Annotated in this window: 21 protein-coding genes; 4 read left to right on the top strand and 17 right to left on the bottom strand. The window is 38.3% G+C overall.

Annotated features, from left to right (window positions below; all coding sequences use genetic code 11):
• Window positions 1–154: 154 nt before the first annotated feature.
• The 9 genes from IGI49_RS02465 to IGI49_RS02425 are packed head-to-tail and all read right to left on the bottom strand — an operon-like array spanning window position 155 to window position 8,563.
• Window positions 155–442 (bottom strand): hypothetical protein, encoded by a 288-nt coding sequence (locus IGI49_RS02465; protein ID WP_429963212.1) that lies wholly within the window; start codon window positions 440–442, stop codon window positions 155–157.
• Window positions 443–458: 16 nt separating this feature from the next.
• On the bottom strand, window positions 459–1,673 hold the full coding sequence (locus tag IGI49_RS02460; RefSeq protein ID WP_429964956.1) for a DNA cytosine methyltransferase: 1,215 nt from the start codon (window positions 1,671–1,673) through the stop codon (window positions 459–461).
• Window positions 1,670–3,064: an FtsK/SpoIIIE domain-containing protein gene (locus tag IGI49_RS02455; RefSeq protein WP_429964955.1), complete on the bottom strand. Its 1,395-nt coding sequence runs from the start codon at window positions 3,062–3,064 to the stop codon at window positions 1,670–1,672. Before IGI49_RS02455 ends, IGI49_RS02460 begins: the two co-directional genes overlap by 4 nt.
• A gap of 31 nt (window positions 3,065–3,095) precedes the next feature.
• On the bottom strand, window positions 3,096–3,347 hold the full coding sequence (locus tag IGI49_RS02450; protein WP_429963211.1) for a hypothetical protein: 252 nt from the start codon (window positions 3,345–3,347) through the stop codon (window positions 3,096–3,098).
• A 51-nt stretch (window positions 3,348–3,398) separates the two neighbouring features.
• Window positions 3,399–3,758, bottom strand: a complete 360-nt coding sequence (locus IGI49_RS02445; protein ID WP_429963210.1) for a YdcP family protein — start codon at window positions 3,756–3,758, stop codon at window positions 3,399–3,401.
• Window positions 3,759–3,776: 18 nt separating this feature from the next.
• Window positions 3,777–4,091: a YdcP family protein gene (locus tag IGI49_RS02440; protein WP_429963209.1), complete on the bottom strand. Its 315-nt coding sequence runs from the start codon at window positions 4,089–4,091 to the stop codon at window positions 3,777–3,779.
• A 15-nt stretch (window positions 4,092–4,106) separates the two neighbouring features.
• Window positions 4,107–4,469, bottom strand: coding sequence for a hypothetical protein (locus tag IGI49_RS02435; RefSeq protein ID WP_429963208.1), 363 nt, complete (start codon window positions 4,467–4,469; stop codon window positions 4,107–4,109).
• Window positions 4,453–4,734 carry a hypothetical protein gene (locus IGI49_RS02430; RefSeq protein ID WP_429969588.1) on the bottom strand — a complete coding sequence of 94 codons (282 nt, stop codon included), beginning with the start codon at window positions 4,732–4,734 and terminating at the stop codon, window positions 4,453–4,455. The genes IGI49_RS02435 and IGI49_RS02430 overlap by 17 nt, the downstream gene beginning before the upstream one ends.
• A gap of 1 nt (window position 4,735) precedes the next feature.
• Window positions 4,736–8,563, bottom strand: coding sequence for a SpaA isopeptide-forming pilin-related protein (locus IGI49_RS02425; RefSeq protein ID WP_429963206.1), 3,828 nt, complete (start codon window positions 8,561–8,563; stop codon window positions 4,736–4,738).
• Window positions 8,564–8,904: 341 nt separating this feature from the next.
• On the opposite strand from IGI49_RS02425, the gene IGI49_RS02420 reads away from it, so the two are divergent.
• Window positions 8,905–10,101 (top strand): DUF4062 domain-containing protein, encoded by a 1,197-nt coding sequence (locus IGI49_RS02420; RefSeq protein WP_429963205.1) that lies wholly within the window; start codon window positions 8,905–8,907, stop codon window positions 10,099–10,101.
• 196 nt (window positions 10,102–10,297) lie between these two features.
• Here IGI49_RS02420 and IGI49_RS02415 read toward each other — a convergent pair whose 3' ends face one another.
• The 3 genes from IGI49_RS02415 to rplS all read right to left on the bottom strand — a co-directional run bounded on the left by IGI49_RS02415 (window position 10,298) and on the right by rplS (window position 12,309).
• The gene (locus IGI49_RS02415) at window positions 10,298–10,756 is read right to left on the bottom strand and encodes a hypothetical protein (protein ID WP_429963204.1); all 459 of its coding nucleotides are present in this window, start codon (window positions 10,754–10,756) and stop codon (window positions 10,298–10,300) included.
• A 212-nt stretch (window positions 10,757–10,968) separates the two neighbouring features.
• The gene (locus IGI49_RS02410) at window positions 10,969–11,622 is read right to left on the bottom strand and encodes a hypothetical protein (RefSeq protein ID WP_429963203.1); all 654 of its coding nucleotides are present in this window, start codon (window positions 11,620–11,622) and stop codon (window positions 10,969–10,971) included.
• Window positions 11,623–11,961: 339 nt separating this feature from the next.
• The gene (gene rplS / locus IGI49_RS02405) at window positions 11,962–12,309 is read right to left on the bottom strand and encodes a 50S ribosomal protein L19 (RefSeq protein ID WP_010756017.1); all 348 of its coding nucleotides are present in this window, start codon (window positions 12,307–12,309) and stop codon (window positions 11,962–11,964) included.
• A 244-nt stretch (window positions 12,310–12,553) separates the two neighbouring features.
• On the opposite strand from rplS, the gene IGI49_RS02400 reads away from it, so the two are divergent.
• Window positions 12,554–12,907 (top strand): hypothetical protein, encoded by a 354-nt coding sequence (locus IGI49_RS02400; protein ID WP_429963202.1) that lies wholly within the window; start codon window positions 12,554–12,556, stop codon window positions 12,905–12,907.
• A 215-nt stretch (window positions 12,908–13,122) separates the two neighbouring features.
• Here IGI49_RS02400 and trmD read toward each other — a convergent pair whose 3' ends face one another.
• From trmD to rpsP, 5 genes are all read right to left on the bottom strand, one after another.
• Window positions 13,123–13,875: a tRNA (guanosine(37)-N1)-methyltransferase TrmD gene (gene trmD / locus IGI49_RS02395; RefSeq protein WP_429964954.1), complete on the bottom strand. Its 753-nt coding sequence runs from the start codon at window positions 13,873–13,875 to the stop codon at window positions 13,123–13,125.
• Window positions 13,865–14,389, bottom strand: a complete 525-nt coding sequence (gene rimM / locus IGI49_RS02390) for a ribosome maturation factor RimM (protein WP_429963201.1) — start codon at window positions 14,387–14,389, stop codon at window positions 13,865–13,867. Before rimM ends, trmD begins: the two co-directional genes overlap by 11 nt.
• Window positions 14,390–14,407: 18 nt before the next feature.
• On the bottom strand, window positions 14,408–15,208 hold the full coding sequence (locus tag IGI49_RS02385) for a hypothetical protein (RefSeq protein ID WP_429963200.1): 801 nt from the start codon (window positions 15,206–15,208) through the stop codon (window positions 14,408–14,410).
• Between the two features lie 81 nt (window positions 15,209–15,289).
• Window positions 15,290–15,535 carry a KH domain-containing protein gene (locus tag IGI49_RS02380; protein ID WP_429963199.1) on the bottom strand — a complete coding sequence of 82 codons (246 nt, stop codon included), beginning with the start codon at window positions 15,533–15,535 and terminating at the stop codon, window positions 15,290–15,292.
• A gap of 11 nt (window positions 15,536–15,546) precedes the next feature.
• Window positions 15,547–15,822 carry a 30S ribosomal protein S16 gene (gene rpsP / locus IGI49_RS02375; RefSeq protein WP_207703482.1) on the bottom strand — a complete coding sequence of 92 codons (276 nt, stop codon included), beginning with the start codon at window positions 15,820–15,822 and terminating at the stop codon, window positions 15,547–15,549.
• 345 nt (window positions 15,823–16,167) lie between these two features.
• Here rpsP and IGI49_RS02370 point away from each other — a divergent pair, with 345 nt between their 5' ends.
• Both IGI49_RS02370 and IGI49_RS02365 read left to right on the top strand, forming a co-directional pair.
• Window positions 16,168–16,722, top strand: a complete 555-nt coding sequence (locus IGI49_RS02370) for an NADPH-dependent FMN reductase (protein WP_429963198.1) — start codon at window positions 16,168–16,170, stop codon at window positions 16,720–16,722.
• Window positions 16,723–16,803: 81 nt separating this feature from the next.
• The gene (locus tag IGI49_RS02365; RefSeq protein ID WP_429963197.1) at window positions 16,804–17,472 is read left to right on the top strand and encodes an HAD family hydrolase; all 669 of its coding nucleotides are present in this window, start codon (window positions 16,804–16,806) and stop codon (window positions 17,470–17,472) included.
• The last annotated feature ends 3 nt before the right edge of the window (window positions 17,473–17,475 follow it).

The raw sequence follows: 17,475 nt of genomic DNA, 5'->3' as shown, positions 1-17,475 counted from the left end.
TTTATTTTATCATACTATTCTGCTACAAATGAACAAAAACTAGTTTTTCATATGTAACACACAGGCAGGCGCTCGACCTTCTTTACGTTTTGACTCTAGTTAAGCATGTTTTGCCTATTTAATATCCATGTTCAAAATTTAGTGTATTTACTTACTATTTTATAAAACCATCAATCCCATCCGAAACCAAAGTATTCCTAAGGCCATCAATTTTCATTTTATCCGACTTGTTTTTCGCAATATCTGACATTGTCTGTAATTTACTAATCAAGTCATCAAAATGAATCTCATCTTCAGGATCAATATTGGGGTCATCAACCAAACCTCGGATGCCATTCTTTTTCACTAAGAATCCGACATCCAATAACCATCCCTGTAATTCTTCATCATTGGTTTCTCTAGCGAGTTTGTATAGCGTATAAATCAATTCATCATAACTCATTTGATTCCACTCTTTCCTAATTAAATGCGTGCAAAGCAATCTGATAAACAACTTCCTGTGCAACACTATTACCAGCTTGTTTGTATAATTGACTAGCAGAGACGACTTTTTCCGCTCGTTCAAATGCCCAATCTGGAAAACTCTGCAACCGCCAACATTCCTGTGGTGTTAGCTTTCGTATTCGCATTTCGTTTGTCACTACTCCTTGAGAATCATTTGTAACAATGGTGTTGGCAAGTTGCTTACCAACCCGACCACGACGGTTCTTAGATGTGGGAAAAGCGATGTTGACACTGTCACCAGGTTGCGCTTCGGCATAACCCTTCTTAGTTGCCTCTTTAACAAAAAGAGACTGCCTCTCTTTTGATGACAAGGCAGTCGCTACTTTTGGATGATTATTCAATTTTTTCAAGTCGTCTGAGGATAAGAGGATTTTAGGCCCCTCTCCTGTTCCGGCGGTGAGGGTGGGGCTAAGGCCCTCGCTACGATAAACTTTCCCACTCATTCCGCGTTCGCTAGGATTGAGGTTCCCAACCACCAGTATTTTTGGTTCTTCTCGGGTCGTAAGGGTCGGGGAAATACCCGAAACATCATAAAATCGTTTCGTCGTGTCATAACCAGGAAGCTCTTTTGCTTTCTTCGCAGTATTGACACGTTTTATATCGTTCTCAACAGCTGCCGGGTCTTTTCGTTGGACAGGAAATATTTCGGATCGACCACTTCCTCTAAGACGTGCGATAATGAAGGTACGTTCTCGGTTTTGCGGAATTCCAAACCACTTATTGTTACATACACACCATTCGACATCATACCCCAGTTCATCAAGCGTGGAGAGGATTGTACGAAACGTGTTCCCTTTGTTGTGATTGAGTAACCCTTTGACGTTTTCAAGGAACAGAAATTGTGGTTGGATTTGTTGGGTGGCACGGGCAATTTCGAAAAACATTGTTCCTCGAGTGTCCTCAAATCCTTTTCTTTTTCCGGCGATACTAAATGCCTGACACGGGAAGCCTCCGCAGATGATATCAACTCTTCCATGTAATTCCTTCCATTCTTCATTTGTAATTTTAGTAATGTCATGCCGCGTCCATTCATCTTTGACTTGATGGATTGCTTCATAACTTTTTCGGGCAAATTTGTCCCATTCTACATAACCAACACAAGTGTGTCCAGCGCGCTCCATCCCGAAGCGAAATCCACCGACACCTGCAAATAAATCAATAAATCTTATCGTTCGTTCTCCTGTTCTTCATGTTGAAACATGAGGGTATTTTTTTGTTCGTAAATGTTTTGGATCGTTTGAATAAAGTCATGGCCTTTCGGTACTAAAGGTGTGTAAAATTCGCTAATAACACTATTACCAGAATCGACATAACCGCGTCCTCGGATTCGTTTTTGAAAGAAGTCCTTGTTGGTCTCACCAAACATCATGCTGTAACCCAGCTCACTCATTCGTCCCAATGCGACGCGAAACATAAATTGATCACGAATCCCATCACCTAGATATTTCGCATCGGGTCGCTGACAAGATAGGATAATAAAGAAGCCCATTTGCCGACCCAGCATCACAATTTGCTTGATTTTATTCATCACTTCATTGCTTTCGCGACCCAACATATCCATAAAAGCCACGTACTCATCAAAGATAAGGAAATGTGGCTGAAGACCTAAGTAGGCATAGTTTTCACCTGTCTTGTAGCCGTCCATTTGTTTCATGGTTTCTGTTCGAGCCATCATCTTTTCGTAGAATTCATTAAGAGCTGCTAACATTTCTTCTTTGCGGTAATAAACATGTGGTAAAACAATCGAAAGGTCAGCTAAATCGGAATTTTTCGGGTCCAAAATATACAACTTCGCATTCGTTTGTAAGAGTGTCTCAATGAGTGTGAGGATGAAATAGGACTTCCCGCCACCCGTTCCACCAGCTATCAACATATGCGGCAATTGGTCATAACCCCAATAGACATTCTTCATCAGACGCAAGCGGCCATTCTCCGATTTGACCTCATCAATACTGATGCGATTGGCTATTGTGTCATAGAGTAAGGTATAAACAACAAAGGATTCTTCCAGTTCCTTATCCACCAGTTCGCAGTACAAGCCACTTTCCAGCTTCTTTTCTAAATGAAGCAATTGATCTTGATAGCTGTTCAGTGAAATCTCAACGGAAATAATCAAATAGCCGCGTTCCATCCGATAAAAGATTTTAGGAAAGTAAGTAATCTTTTCTTTGCTTTTTGTTGAAGAGAGGTCTTTAAAGAACCCTTCCTGCTGCACGGTTTCGACCTCATACCAATGATTTTGTAAAATCATTCGAGCAAGTTTTTGTCGATGCTTCAACTGCCGATACCAGTCTGGAAATAAGAGAAATAAGAAATAAGCGACTAGTAGGCAAAATATTACAGCGATCCCACTCACTAGAAGTAGTTTTTGCCAATGTACTTGTTGGATCGCTTCATTAATCCGCTCGAATAACGGTAACGAACTGCTGAAAAATCTGAGTACTTGTTTTTGATAAACAAGAATTAGTTCCCCAACAAATAGTGGTCCTAAGATACTGATAAATGTGGAGAAAACTAGATTCTTATCTTTGGGACGAATTCTTTTTCCACGATTTTTTATATAGAGAAATGGATTGATCCATTTTAACCACTTAGACATCTATCCAACCGTCATACTGCATAGCGTCTTGTTGGTCATCTTTGACAAGATAAAAGCGAAACATTCGAGCTTGACCATCTACAGTTAATTCTTCAGCAACTGAAAGGACGAAAAATTCAACGTTATCATCTAGCTCACTGAATTTTTCTAAAATCTCTGTTTCACTTTTTTGATATTCTGGCTTAGTATAGCGCCTGTAATCATCTAGAAATTGATCAAACCAAATAATAGTTACTTGTCTCATAAATCACGCAAAAAGGGCGTAGATTTTACACTACGCTCACGGTCCTTTCTTTTATGCATTTTTTTGATTCGGTTGTTGGTTCGGTTTCTTTGCAGGAACAATATTTGCACACTTGATATACCAGTCGACATCAGCCCCTCGAAATGTAGGATTTGCTACTGTATCGATAATAGGATCTACCAGCAAGACTTCTTCATTGTAAGCAAATTCCTTTAATGGAATATCGGAAGGTACACTCACCTGGATCATTTGTTTCTGACCTGAACTCTTTAAGTCATACGTCCGTTCTTTGACTTGCTCGGTGACTTCACCATCCGATCCGCGTTCAAATACTTCCCGACGTAACGCGGAAAACTTCAACGTGCCAAATGTTTTTTCGTTATCAACAATAATTCCTTCTGCTAATCTCATTCTTTTTCCTTCTTTCTTTTAGGCTTTCACAATGTTTTCGGCGGTTAAAACATAATTCGTAAAGGCACTTTCACCAATTTTATAGCCAACCGCTGAAATCTTGGGTTCAACTAGTCGTACCTTGGTTTCGTAATCAAAATCGATCTCTCCGGCAATCGCTGGTATAGTCACTGTTACTTGATCGGCTTTTTGTACTGATGAGTACAGGTGATAAGTGCGAGATAAGACTTTTAAGCGTCCGTCTTCTCGGCGACTTTCGACAGAAGCTTCCCCTGCAAATTCTAATGTGCCGAATGTCTTTTCCATGTTAGGAATGATGTATTTTAGTTCCATAGTAATCTCCTTGTTTTATAATTGATTCAAATCGAACCATTGTTTGGATTGTTCATATGTGGGGTGGACCACTAAGATCATCTTGTTCTTTCGATGATAGCGTTGCTTCACTAAGAAACTTCGAAAGGCAGTTCGATGATTCTTGGTTTTCTCCGGGCAATAATAGGCCCACAGTAGATCATTTTCTTGTACTTGAATGACCTGGTGTTCTTTGAAAATGTGATTGGTTAAGCGCCGCCGCTCTTGAACTTGGTAGGCAGCGACTAACAGTGCTTTTCTTGTTTCTTGAATGACATCAATAGAATTTTCTAGTAAGTTCGCTAGTTCTTGCTGAACACTGACTTCATCAATAAATTGTATTTCATAGAGTTTGGTCACGGGCTTTCCTCCCAGTTAAGGCAACTTTTCGATGATAATCCGCCATGACTGTTTCTAATAAACGTTGGTAGAAGTTTTGTTGTATAGGATGCACCACACGTAGATTATTCATCGTTGGAAATTGCAAGTAGTATCGGTCATATTTGGAGCGACACAAAGCCACTTCTTTGATGACTAATTGGTGATCCAGTACCAATTCTCCCGTCATTAAGACAGGAGAATCGACCGTTTCCACTAAATGCATCGATAGTTGTGTGACTTCCATATTAATTAGTTTTGGCTTTTTTCTTGTAGCGATACAACGTTCCGGCAAAAGCTAGTGTACCCAAGCCAAGAAGTACAAGGATGATTGATTGTTTTTCACCGGTTTGTGGCAATGTTTTCTCTGGTTCAATTTTTTGATTGGTTAGTTCTGCTTTCACGATTTCACCGTCCTCTTTGATTTCAAATTGATGAAGAGACTCATCTAGTTGATAACCTTCTGGTGCATCGAACTCTCTAAAGTAATAAGTTCCTTTCGGTAAGTTCTCGAAAGTGAAGACGCCTTGTTCATTGGTTCGACCTTCCGTAGCGATTGTTTGATTTTGATCTAGAATTTGAATACCTGTGTTTGGCAATAGTTCACCCGTACTCACATCCTTTTTCGTCAATTCCAAAGTGCCTTTTGCAAGATGGTTCTTCACTTCAAATAGCAAATTATTCTCTGAATCAGTCGGTAATGATGCATCCTCCTCATCAAATGCTTGGACACCGTCTTTCGTAGAAACCAAGCGAATCACTTGATCAGAAAGAACAAAGGAATCACTGGAAGCTTGTTTCTCTTTCAAATAGAAAGTACCAACGGGTAGATTCTTCACGGTTCCAATAGAGTCTTTGTCGATGGTAATGGTTTGAAGGATTGCACCTTCTTCATCTTCCAAGGTGAATACTGCTCCTTCGGCAGGATCGGTATACTCAAACAGATAGCCATTTTTCTCTTCTAATGTGGCTTTTTCGTTCACTTTCTTGAATTGGAACTCGTTCAAATGTAACTGGTTAAGAATTGCTGTCCGAGTGATTTTCGTGTTAATTTGTTTTTGACCGTAAAATACTCGGTCTTTCCAAATCTCGATTTCTTGGACCGATTGATTATCCTTCGCTGTAAAAGTAAAATCATATTCTGTTTCATCTAGCACATGGTTTTCGCCTGCATCTAGTTCTTTTGCATAGTAGTTTCCTTCAGGAAGTTGTACATCAAAGGTAGCTACTCCTTTTTCAACTGTAGCAAATCCAACCAACGCATTAGCAGGTACTGTTAAAACTTCGCTTAAGACTTTTTCTTCACGAGTGAAGAGTCCAAAGACCTGATCATTACCATCTTCCAAACTAATTTCTGGCTTGTTCTCATCCCAAGAATCAATCGATTCTTGACTCTTATAGAGTTTAATTAGTAGCGATTGAAATTCATTGTAAGCAGTGATAGTCGTAGAAGTCAGATCTACTTGTTGTCCGGCATAGGTTAATTCAAACGGAATCGGTGTTGCATCAATCACTAATCCACTTGGAGCGGATTTCTCAATCGCTTGGTATTTTCCTAAATAAAGAAGTGGTGTTGTTAGCTCGCCTTTTTCATCCGTCGTTAATGTAGCGACTACTTCGCCTTTTTTCGCACGAATCGTTCCGTCATTGGTGATAATATCTTCCGCCGCTTCAATATCAAAAGTGACACCCGCTGCTAGTTGATCATCAAAAACAAAGGAGTATAGATCACCATAATCCGAATCCGTTTTTTCAGTGCCTAATGGGGTTTTGGCATGTTTCGTTAAAACGGCTACCCCTTTTTGTGATTTGTCTTTAAATTTGATTTCGATCAAACCATCATGGGAGCCATCGACTTTAAATGGCAGTGGGTCTTTTGCTAGAACATAGCCGTTAGGTGCTTGAACTTCGATCAGTTCGTAATCGCCATAGGCTAAGGCTTCAGAAAGGATCAAAAATCCTTTTTCATTGGTAAAGAACGTATCTGTCATGCCTTCATCATTGAGATTTGGCATGATCACAAACTCACCCGTTTGTTTGTCTTTGATTTTAAAGGCTGCGTCACTACGAGGAATCGTTTTACCCGTTTCAGCATCCACTTTGACGACTTTGAGTTTTTCTTCGATGACTTTGTTTTCTAGTGCATAGTGATGGGTTTCATTTTGCGTACGAATCGTTACCTTAAAAGATTCAATCGGTTCATAACCTTCAGGTGTTTTGATTTCTTTTACGGTATAGGTGTCATAAGGTAGAGCAGTAAACTTCAGATAGCCTTCCTTATCTGTTTTACCAGTGGCAACAACTTTTTTAGTGGTGTCGCTTGTAACCGAAAATTCTACGTTTTCTAAAGGTTTGATTTTCCCTTTTTTATCTTTCCAATCATAGTTACCAAATTTGATAAGGTCGAACCCACCTGTGATGACCTTTTCTTTCGCCGTAACAGTTTCTGTGGTAGTTTCCACCGTTTGACCAGCATAAGTTAATTGGAAAGGAAGTTTTGTTCTGTCCAATTGATAGCCTTCTGGCGCTGTTTTTTCCATCCAGTAGTAATCGTCTAGCAGCAAATTATCCACTTGAGCTTTTCCGTTTTTGATGGTGACTGTTGCGATTCGTTCATCATTCGACACACGATAAAGTTCATAAACCGCGCCATCTAATGAAGCAGCCCCCTGTGGTTTTGTGCCAGTTTTTTCATCTTCTTTTTTCAAGATGGCTGAGCCTTTTTGTTCTTGGTCTGTCGCATCGATGTTTGTATGCGTGATTTCAACGGCTTGACCCGCATAAGTCAATTCGAAAGGAATTTTTTCTTCATTCAGTAAGTAACCTTCTGGTGCTTTTTCTTCTACTGCATAATAAGAACCTAACTTTAAGTTGCCAAGTTGGGCTTTTCCGGCAGTATCAGTCGTCATTGTACCAACCTTGGCGCCATCTTTTGTGTAGACACCATAGACCGCTCCATCTAAGTGATAATACTGATTAAACATAGAGGAACCGAATTCACGACCCACCTTGCTTAGGTTGACTTGGCCGAGTTGTTCTTTGTTGTTCAGAATGACTTCAAGGGTTTGATTTGGCTTGATGATCACTTCTTTGAGTTCACCTTTGTTCACATAACCGTTTGGCGCAGTGACTTCGGTGATTTTGACTTTGGTGCTAGCTTTGATGTCATTCAATTGAGCAAGACCATCATCGCCAGTTGTGATTTCTTTGGACTGACCATTGTATTCAAACTTCAGTTTGGCATTAGGTAGGGCTGCACCTGTATCTTGATCAATCTTTTTAGCTCTAACGTTTCCGTTGAGATTCACTTTGATGTTCAGGCTGAAGGTTCCACCATTCGCCAATTTGAAGGTAGCGACTTTTTGTTGACCAGCCTTGTTATAGACAAAGCTTTGACCAATATTTTCATTACTTGCAATCGCATACTCTAACTTCCCTGTTTCTTTCGAATTTTCTTGAGCCGTTAGTTTTAGCGTATTGCCATTTTTTTCTACTTTTAGGTTTGCAGAATTCTCTACTAAGTTGCGGTAATTACTTAACACACCGGCATTATCAGTCAGCGTAATAGAATCACCAACGTTGAGTTCAACTGTTTGCCCATTGAAGGTTGGTTTGAGGTTGTGGCGATTGACCTTCGCCAGCACTTCATTTTTCCTTGCTTCATAGTTTGGTAAGTTTGTCGAGATGAGTTGATCCCCGAGCTCTTGCCAAACCATAAATTGTGTCATCCCATAATTATCATTGGTTGGATTCTGTTGATAGCCGTAATAAGCAATTAGTGACAAACGATCCTTTTCAGCAATAGTTAATTCCGATGGTTGAAAGTCTGAACCAGGTGTTAGACTCACTCCATGCTCGATACAAAAAGCTGGAACACCATCGACTCGTTTCATCCAAACAGATTCATCTGTCCAATGCAGGCCACCAAAACGACTGAGATACCAAGAAGAGGAATAATTTGCGACGGGTTGATCGGTGACAGTAGCAGCGAGCGTCAATACTGGATTAATAAAAAAAGCAACCACGATTGTTGTTAGGGTGAACAACGTGGTTGCCTTGCGTACTATTCTATTCATATTTTTTCTCCATTCCCTCAAATTTTTCTAAAATGACTGTTGTTGGACTACGATTCTTTCCCTTCATAAAACCTCCTTCAAAGGATTTCATTCTCAGCACAGGATTATCAAAATTAGTTGTGATATTGAAATGCTGACTAGTGATAATTGTGTTATTTTCAAAGCATTAAGTCAACTTGGTGGTAGTGTAAAAGCAATTCACTAATTATGATAACGTCGTTGAGTATTTGAAAACGAAAAGCCTTTCGACATTTTGATGCAAATTGGAACCTTCACCTATGTTTCTAGTAGAAAAATTACTGTATAATCTGAATAAGACTAAAACTTTTTAAGGAGATCCTATGTTTAATAACTATGCTAAAAGACCTACTGTTTTTGTTAGCTCAACTTGTTACGACTTAAAGCAAATTAGAGTTGATATCAGAAAAACTCTTGAGGATGAAATGGGACTCGAAGCGCTTCTTTCTGAATTTGAATCCTTTCCTCTTGATCCTGCACTAGGAACTGTCGATAATTGTTTAAGAGTAGTGAAGGAACGAGCGGACATTCTTATTCTGATTATTGGTGGTAAATATGGCTATATTACAGAAAATGGAAAATCCGTTACAAATCTAGAATATTTACAAGCAAAAGAAAAGGGAATCCCCATCTATACATTTGTTGACAAGAGGATTATTTCTACTCTTCCAATTTGGAGAGATAATCCCGATGGGAACTATTCATCTATGGTCGATACCAATGAGCTCTTTACTTTTGTTGATGAATTGATGAATAAGGAGAATGTCTGGGTCTATGGATATGAAACTGCTCAAGAGATTTGTAGTCAGATAAAATATCAATTCTCATATCTGTTTCAGGACTCGTTAATGATTAGGAACAAATTTACGGAATCAAGACTACCTCCTCGTGTTCTAAACCAAAGTGCAGCTGCTGTTAAGCTAGCATTAGAACAGACCGAACCGTTGTGGGAGTACCAATTCTTCTTTCAAGTATTACGAGATAAATTCGAACAATTATCAGATAGAAGAAGAGATTTGGAGTATAAAATTTTCATTGATCCTACAGATTCCTTAGATGAACCTTTAGATATTTTTACTTGGATTACAAATAAGAATACGAAGCTGATGCAAATTGTTGATTCTCTTGGAGTACTGATTAATAAGACCTTACCTCATGCTCTTGCGGAAGATGGACAAGATTCAGATTTAGATTTCTTGGTTTATGTCGCGACGCGTATTTCTGAAATTTATCAAAAAGCATTGGATTGGGAGATAGATTTACATTCAAAGGTTGTGCCTGAAGACGCAGAAGCTATGGTTAGGTCTCTAGCGGTTTCAAGTCAGGTAGTGATCCAAGAGTTTGATCGGATACTTTTGAATTCAAAAGTAAAATTAGCTAACCTTCCAAAAGTAGTACCAGAAGGTGAAACATATGAAATCGATTTAAGTATGACTTTTGGAAATCCCGATTTTACAGATTTTCAAATCGAGCTTCAAAATTATCAGACACAAATATTGCTCGAATTAATGAGTGAATAACTGTTAGAAACAAAAAAAGGGCTAGATATTTTTATCTAGCCCCCAGATTGTAGAGAAATAGGAATTGAGGACATTTTCTCCTCAATTCCTATTTTTATTCTCATCTTTTTACTCTAGCCAAAAATAAAGGCTACTGGTCTTCACCATAATCAAGCGTTTTTTGGAATCAGAGAAAACAAGTGACAAATTCCTTTTTTTATTCCGCCACTTTATAACGAAGTTGTTGGAATAATGTAATGTCGCCTTCTTCAGTGTCATCTGAATATTGAACAAACTGAACTCTAGGCTGATAATCAGTTAAATGTGCATCGTCAATTTCAGTGATATCTAAAGAATATTCTTTGCCGTTTCTTATTTTTTCTTCAAAAACTTTTTGATTCGCTACATAGACAAAGGTTGTTTTACTCTCATCAAAGTCTTCAGCAACAAATTGTAACTCATTATCATCAACATTTATAGTTGAATTTACCAATTCAACAGTTCCGTCACCAAAATCTTCTTTACTAGCAATTTGCATGTAAGCTTTATCACTTGAATCAAGTACAGAATTCACCTCAGATTCAACTGTTGATTTCACTTCTTCATTTGTGTCTCCACAAGCTGTCAATAACACTCCAAAAACCAAAACAAATGTCCCCAATAGAATTTTTTTCAATTTACTCACTCCTTGTTCTTTTTTATAAATTAATCTTATCAGTTAGTTCTATACGCCACATCCGACTATAGGATGATAAGTTAGTAAGACTTTAAGCAGTTGGTGAAAATTTAAAAGACCATAAATTTTTGAACTCAATAAAAACAGAATTTTAGGGAACTAATCCTTCCAAAACCTGAGGGTTAGATAGTTTCATCTAGCCTCAATAAAAATCATTTCTTATTCTGTTTTAGGTTCTTTGTTAATCGCTCGGCCTTTATTTTTCGATAATCGAATCCAATCTCTTCCATTAATTCTTCCCAAGTCTTTCCAGTTCTTCGGATGATGGTAGAAGGGGATGGGATAAGTGAGCGATTATAATTTTTTTCAAACTCAGTTCTTGATAGAGAAGCTTCTAAATCAAGTCGTTTAATCTCTGACTTTAGCAAGTTTAGCATTTCAAAACTATTCATGGTTTCAGATTTTTTAGTAACAAAGAAAAACTTCACGTCTCCAAATCTTTTTTTTAAAGTCGATAGTGAGGGTACATTTTGACCAACACTCTTTTCTTCGTACTTACGTTGAGAGCGAAGGTTGTTCGTTTTGATGAAGTCTTTAACGATTTTTTTAAGCTCTTTATCAGAGTAGTTGTTCCATTTGTATCGTTCATAAGGCTTCTTACCAAGAGTCAAAAGCATTTTATCCCACGAACCAAACCGGTCATTTATTAACCATAAACTAGGTGCTTTACCAGGATTCGTTAGTAGCATTTCTTGGTAATCTCTTACTGTATCAATTTTATGTGTATTAATAAACCCACTAATCAAAACTAGTAATTCTAAATCGTTTTTGTCTTTCCAAATGATTCTTTTATCGGTCGTTTTCATCTAAAACATCCTCTCGAAGTTTTATAGAAACTGCACCAATCGCTCTTTTGTTCGCCAGTAGTAAGTGCATTGTCTTTTTTTACCAACGAGTGCAAACCCCGCCTCAAGGCTGCACAATTCGGTAATCGTTTTGGTAGTTTCCAGATGAAAAATGTCGTCAGTGACGCACCTTGAATTTCACCAGTTTTGACTACATAGGTAGTCAAAGTGAGAAAATCTAGGAAAAACTAGGGAAAACAGCACTCAAAAAGGATTACATCGTCAAAAGAGCAAAAGAAAAAGCCCTTGATAGACAAGGACTTTCGCAGTTTTTCACTTCGGTAAAGAATCTCAGAAAACCTATCTCCGAATTTCTTTGATACGAGCTGCTTTTCCGTGTAATGCACGTAGGTAGTACAATTTTGCACGACGTACTTTACCATAACGAACTACTTCGATTTTAGCAACACGTGGTGTGTGCAATGGGAAGGTACGTTCCACACCGACACCGTTAGAGATTTTACGTACTGTATAAGTTTCGCTAATACCAGCTCCACGACGTTTGATTACTACGCCTTCGAACAACTGAATACGTTCGCGAGTACCTTCGACAACTTTCGCGTGAACACGAACTGTGTCCCCAGGACGAAATGCCGGAATATCTTGACGTAATTGGTCTTGTGTTAGTTCTTGAATCAATGGATTCATTTTTATCATTCTCCTTATTCCCAAACATTCTTAAGGCCTATGCCCCAGCGGAACATCGTAATAGTTGAGAGCTTTACGCTCACCAAGATATTGTAGCACAAATAAAATCTATCTGTAAAGATAATTTTCTTGTCATCTTCATTTTTTTCACATTGATCTTATAGTATCACCAAAATTTCCCGACTAAATCTACCCAAAAATATATTGACTTCACCTTAACATTAACTGGTAAAGTAGTTAGCAAATGCCAAACCAATTAAAAAAAGAGATCATAATGGAGTATTTCTTAAAATGCTCACTTTTACTTGTAATATTCTTACTTATTACTAGATACAGTAATACACAGATATCACAAAACAAGAGCGGACAAACCGTCCAAATAGAAAGACAGGAGAGCAACAATAAGGAATCTTCAAAAGAAGATCGTCAAATTCGCCTTAAAACGACGGAAACAGAAATCATTTTTGAAATAAACAACAGTATCGCCGCAACTGAATCATATCGGCAATTACCCTTAATTGTTGAATTAAAAAAATTCGGCAGTAATGAAAAAAATCTTTTACCCATCGCACAAACTAAATACCTCTCATACACCTAGAGCCAAAAGTGAAATTGGAAAATTAGCTTATTATGAACCTTGAGAAGATGTAGTCATTTTTTTGATATCTTTTCATCTTCTGGAAGTCTCTATGGTTTAGGTGAAGCGATTACTGGAATAGGACAGCTTGCTGACTTGTCAGGAACTGCTAGAATTGGAGCTGCAGAATAAATAGATAGATGATTTCACTTAAAAAAAGATCAAATGACTAATCGCTAGTCATCTAATCTTTTTGATTCTTCCACTTTTATTTCGGCTAACAACTTGCTCATTTCATCATTCATTTCCAATGTTTCCAACATATCAGGACGTCGCAAATAGGTGCGCCTTAAGGACTCCTTTAGCTGCCACTTCTCAATTAAGCGATGATTCCCATTCATTAAAACCTCTGGTACTTGCATACCATTAAATTCCGCTGGCCGCGTATATTGGGGATGTTCCAATAAACCAGTCGAATGAGAATCAGTTTTCGCTGAAGATTGATTACCTAAAACTTCCGGTAGTAAACGAACTGTTGCATCAATCATTACCATAGCGCCTAGTTCTCCACCCGTTAGAACATAGTCTCCCAACGAAACTTCATCTGTTACCATCGAACGAATCCGCTCATCATAGCCTTCGTAATGACCACAAATAAAGACCAAATGATCCTCATTCGCAAATTCTTCTGCCATTTTTTGATTAAAAGGTTTGCCCGCCGGATCTAGCAAAATTACTCGTTTCTCTTGATTGCCAGCTGCTCCTTCGATGGCTTTCAAATTATCATAAATTGGTTGAACCTTCAGAAGCATGCCGGCTCCACCACCATAAGGATAGTCGTCTACCTGCTGATGCTTGTTTTCTGAGTAATCACGAAAATTATGAACGTTGATTTCCAACAAATTCTTCTCTACAGCTTTACCGATGATTGATTCACTCATAGGACCTTCAAACATACGAGGAAAAAGCGTTAATACATCAATCCGCATCGTCCAACAGCCCTTCTGGAATTTCGACATACACCTTGCCATCTTCTAGATTGATTTCTTTGACAACTGATTCAATGTAAGGAATCAACGCGTCTTTTTTTCCTTTACGCTTAACTACCCACACATCATTGGCACCTGTAGCGAGAATTTCAGTGATTTCTCCTAACGCACGATTATTGTCATCAATCACAGTTAGACCAATAATTTCATGATAATAGTACTCGTCATCATCCAGTTCACTCATTTGGTATTCAGATACCTTTAATGTCCCATCACGGAAAGGTTCTACCATATTGATATTGTAATATCCTTCAAAGGTCAACAAATCAAAATTTTTGTGTTTGCGGTGGCTAGCTACCGTCAGCTTTACTGGCGATTTCCCTTCTTGAAATAAATACAATGTTGCTCCTACTTGGTAACGTTCTTCAGGAAAGTCAGTTTGAGAAATCACACGAACTTCGCCTTGAATTCCGTGAGTATTTACGATCTTTCCCACTTTATAATAATTTGTCACTTCGGTTCCTCATCTTTCTTATTTTTTCATGGAAACAGCCATTTGTAAACTACTCAATGCGTCAGTGTGCATCGTTTTATATACAGTGTTATTTACTTGCCAAGCTACTACGTTACTTTCAAAACCTCCGCCGGTTACTGATAAACTAATTTGACCAGCATCTTTAGGAATTGGTAAAAAGGCGGTTTCTAGATATTCCACAATTTCTTGAGCTAAAGGTACTGGGTCTTCCCCATTTATGTTAATCGCTTGAACGGTTAGGTTCCAATTACCTTCCTGCCAGCTTAAATAGCTTGAACCGGCTCCAGATTGCTGATAACCAGTAATATTATAGCCTAGATCAATTGCTTGTCCCCCACCATCAAAGGAGGGTGCTACAGCATCTCGCGCTTCTTCAGGTGAATTATAAGTAATTCGTTGAAATTGAGCAACAGGTGTTTGATTTTCTAATTGCGGGTCGTTCAACGGTAATTTACTTTCTGTATTATAGTAAGAAATCGTTAACGTGTTATTCGCTTCTCTGGCAGCAATTGAAATTGCTTGAGCATTTCCTACCGATGAAACAGCGGGTGTCTGTTCATTTGGATATGCTTGCTGCAGTTCATTGTCTCCTGTTGCTTCCTGAGAGTTCGTGGTTGTCGAACTGCTAGTCGATTGCTTGGTTGATTCTGACTGCTTGCTAGATTCTTTTACTTTGCTAGTGCTACTTGAAACGATTTTACTGCTCTCTTGTGATGACGATGAATCATCAGAGGCAGTGTTTCCTCCACAGGCAGCCAAAAAGAGTAAGGCACTGGCTAACACTAAATATTTTTTCATGTTATGATCCTCCTTTGGTTTCTTCTATCGTACTACAAAAAGAAAAAACACTCGAATCCTAAGACACGAGTGTTGTGTAAATTATTTGCCATCTACAATATTGAGACGAACTTTTTTGGGTCCCTCAGTCCGAACACTATAAACGATTGTTCGAATCGCTTTAGCTACTCGGCCTTGTTTCCCAATAATGCGACCGATATCTTCAGGAGCAACAGCTAAGTTGTACTCAAAGAAATCTTTCGACTCGTTGATTTCTAATTTCACTTCATCTGGTTTGGTAACCAAAGGACGAACAATGGTTAACACAAGTTTTGACAAATCTTGCATAATTGTCCACCTTATTTCTTAGTGAATTTAGCTTCATGATGTTTTTGCATGATTCCTTCTTTAGAAAGAATGTTGCGAACTGTATCAGAAGGTTGAGCACCTTTTTGTAACCAGCTTAAAACATCTTCTTCTTTCAAAACGACTTCTGCAGGATCTTTCAAAGGATTGTAAGTACCTACAGTTTCGATAAAACGTCCATCACGAGGAGAACGAGAATCAGCAACAACGATACGGTAAAAAGGTTTCTTTTTAGAACCCATACGTTTCAAGCGAATTTTAACTGCCATTTATTTGTTACACCTCCATATAATTAATCACAAGACGTAGTTTATCACGCTTTTGACTACCTGTAAAGAGTTTTTTCTTTACAGACTAAAAAGGCATTATTACTGGGGCCAAATTTAGAAACTCTATCAGATAATTTTATATAAATTGCTCCTTATCTACTCAAAGACTAATTAATGCTTGTAAATTCAATTTGTGAATACAGACCGTTAAATCCTTGCTACCAAGACTTATTACCTTGTGAATGATGCAATTAGTCTATTTAAAAAATCTTAAAACATATTATTTGCTAGTTTTACTTATTTTTTGTAAGATAATCTTGTAACCAAATAAAGGAGGATTTATTTATGACAAAAAAAATCGGTATTTTAGTGGGTAGTTTGCGGAAAGATTCTTACAACAAAATGATTGCCAAAAAATTTGCAGAATTATTACCAGAAGGCTATGAGGCAGTATTTTTAAAAATTGATGATCTACCATTGTACAATGAAGACTTGGACGTCGAAGGTCAAGTTCCTAACGAATGGGCTCGCTTTCGTAATGAAATGAATGACGTGGATGGCGTTTATTTTGTAACTCCTGAATACAATCGTTCTGTACCAGCTGCATTGAAAAATGCGTTAGATGTTGGCTCCCGTCCAATGGGCAGCAGCGTCTGGGGCGGCAAGCCTGGTTTAGTCGTGACTGCATCACCTGGTGGTCCTGGCGGATTTGGTGCTAACCATCATTTGCGTCAATCACTAGTCTTTTTAGATGTACCTACGTTGCAACAACCAGAAGCTTATATTGGCGGCGTAATGAATTTAGTGGACAACGATGGCAATGTGGTTGATGACACTGTTAAGTTCTTCCAATTAATCACTGATAAATATATTGAGTTTTTTGAAAAACTAGCTAACTAATTTTTTCATAAGCCAGATTGCGATAAGTCATCGTATTCTGGTTTTTTTCTTGTATAATAGAAGATAACTAGGAGGGATTCTATGAACGGAGTTATATTTGATTTTAACGGAACATTATTTCGGGATTCTGCCTATCATGAAACAGCTTGGCATACCTTTATCGCCCAAGAAACTGACCGAGTGGTTGCTAAAGAAGAATTTGAGCACCACGTTCACGGTGTAAACAACCATGAAGCTTTAGAGTATATTTTTAAAAAGAAATTAGGCAAAGAAACGGCAGATGAATTAGCGGAACGTAAAGAAAAAATTTATCGTGAGATGATTTTAGCTCTAGACAGTGGGAATCAGCTTGTGGCTGGCGCTGAAGAATATTTAGATTTCTTAAAGGAACGCAACATTCCTATAACCATCGCTACGGCTTCTATGAAGAACAATGTTGATTTCTATTTTGACTTCTTTCGTCTGGATCGCTGGTTTGACTACGATAAGGTTATCTATAATGACGGCAACATTCCCAGCAAACCAGCACCTGATTTTTATCTAAAAGCTGCCGAAGAGATTCAATGTCCACCCGCTGAAGTCATTGTTTTTGAAGATTCTGTTTCAGGTATTCGCTCAGCCTTTAATGCTAAAGCTGGAGCTATTTGGGGTGTTTCCACTGAAGGAAACAATCAAATGCTGTTGCAAAGCGGTGTCTTGACGGGTGTAATTGATGACTACCTTGATTCTCGTATCTATGAACAATTTTAGGCA

The sequence above is a fragment of the Enterococcus sp. AZ071 genome (genome assembly GCF_050499065.1).
GTDB classification, from domain to species: domain Bacteria; phylum Bacillota; class Bacilli; order Lactobacillales; family Enterococcaceae; genus Enterococcus_A; species Enterococcus_A ferrettii.
This window is presented reverse-complemented; position numbering and strand designations above follow the sequence as displayed.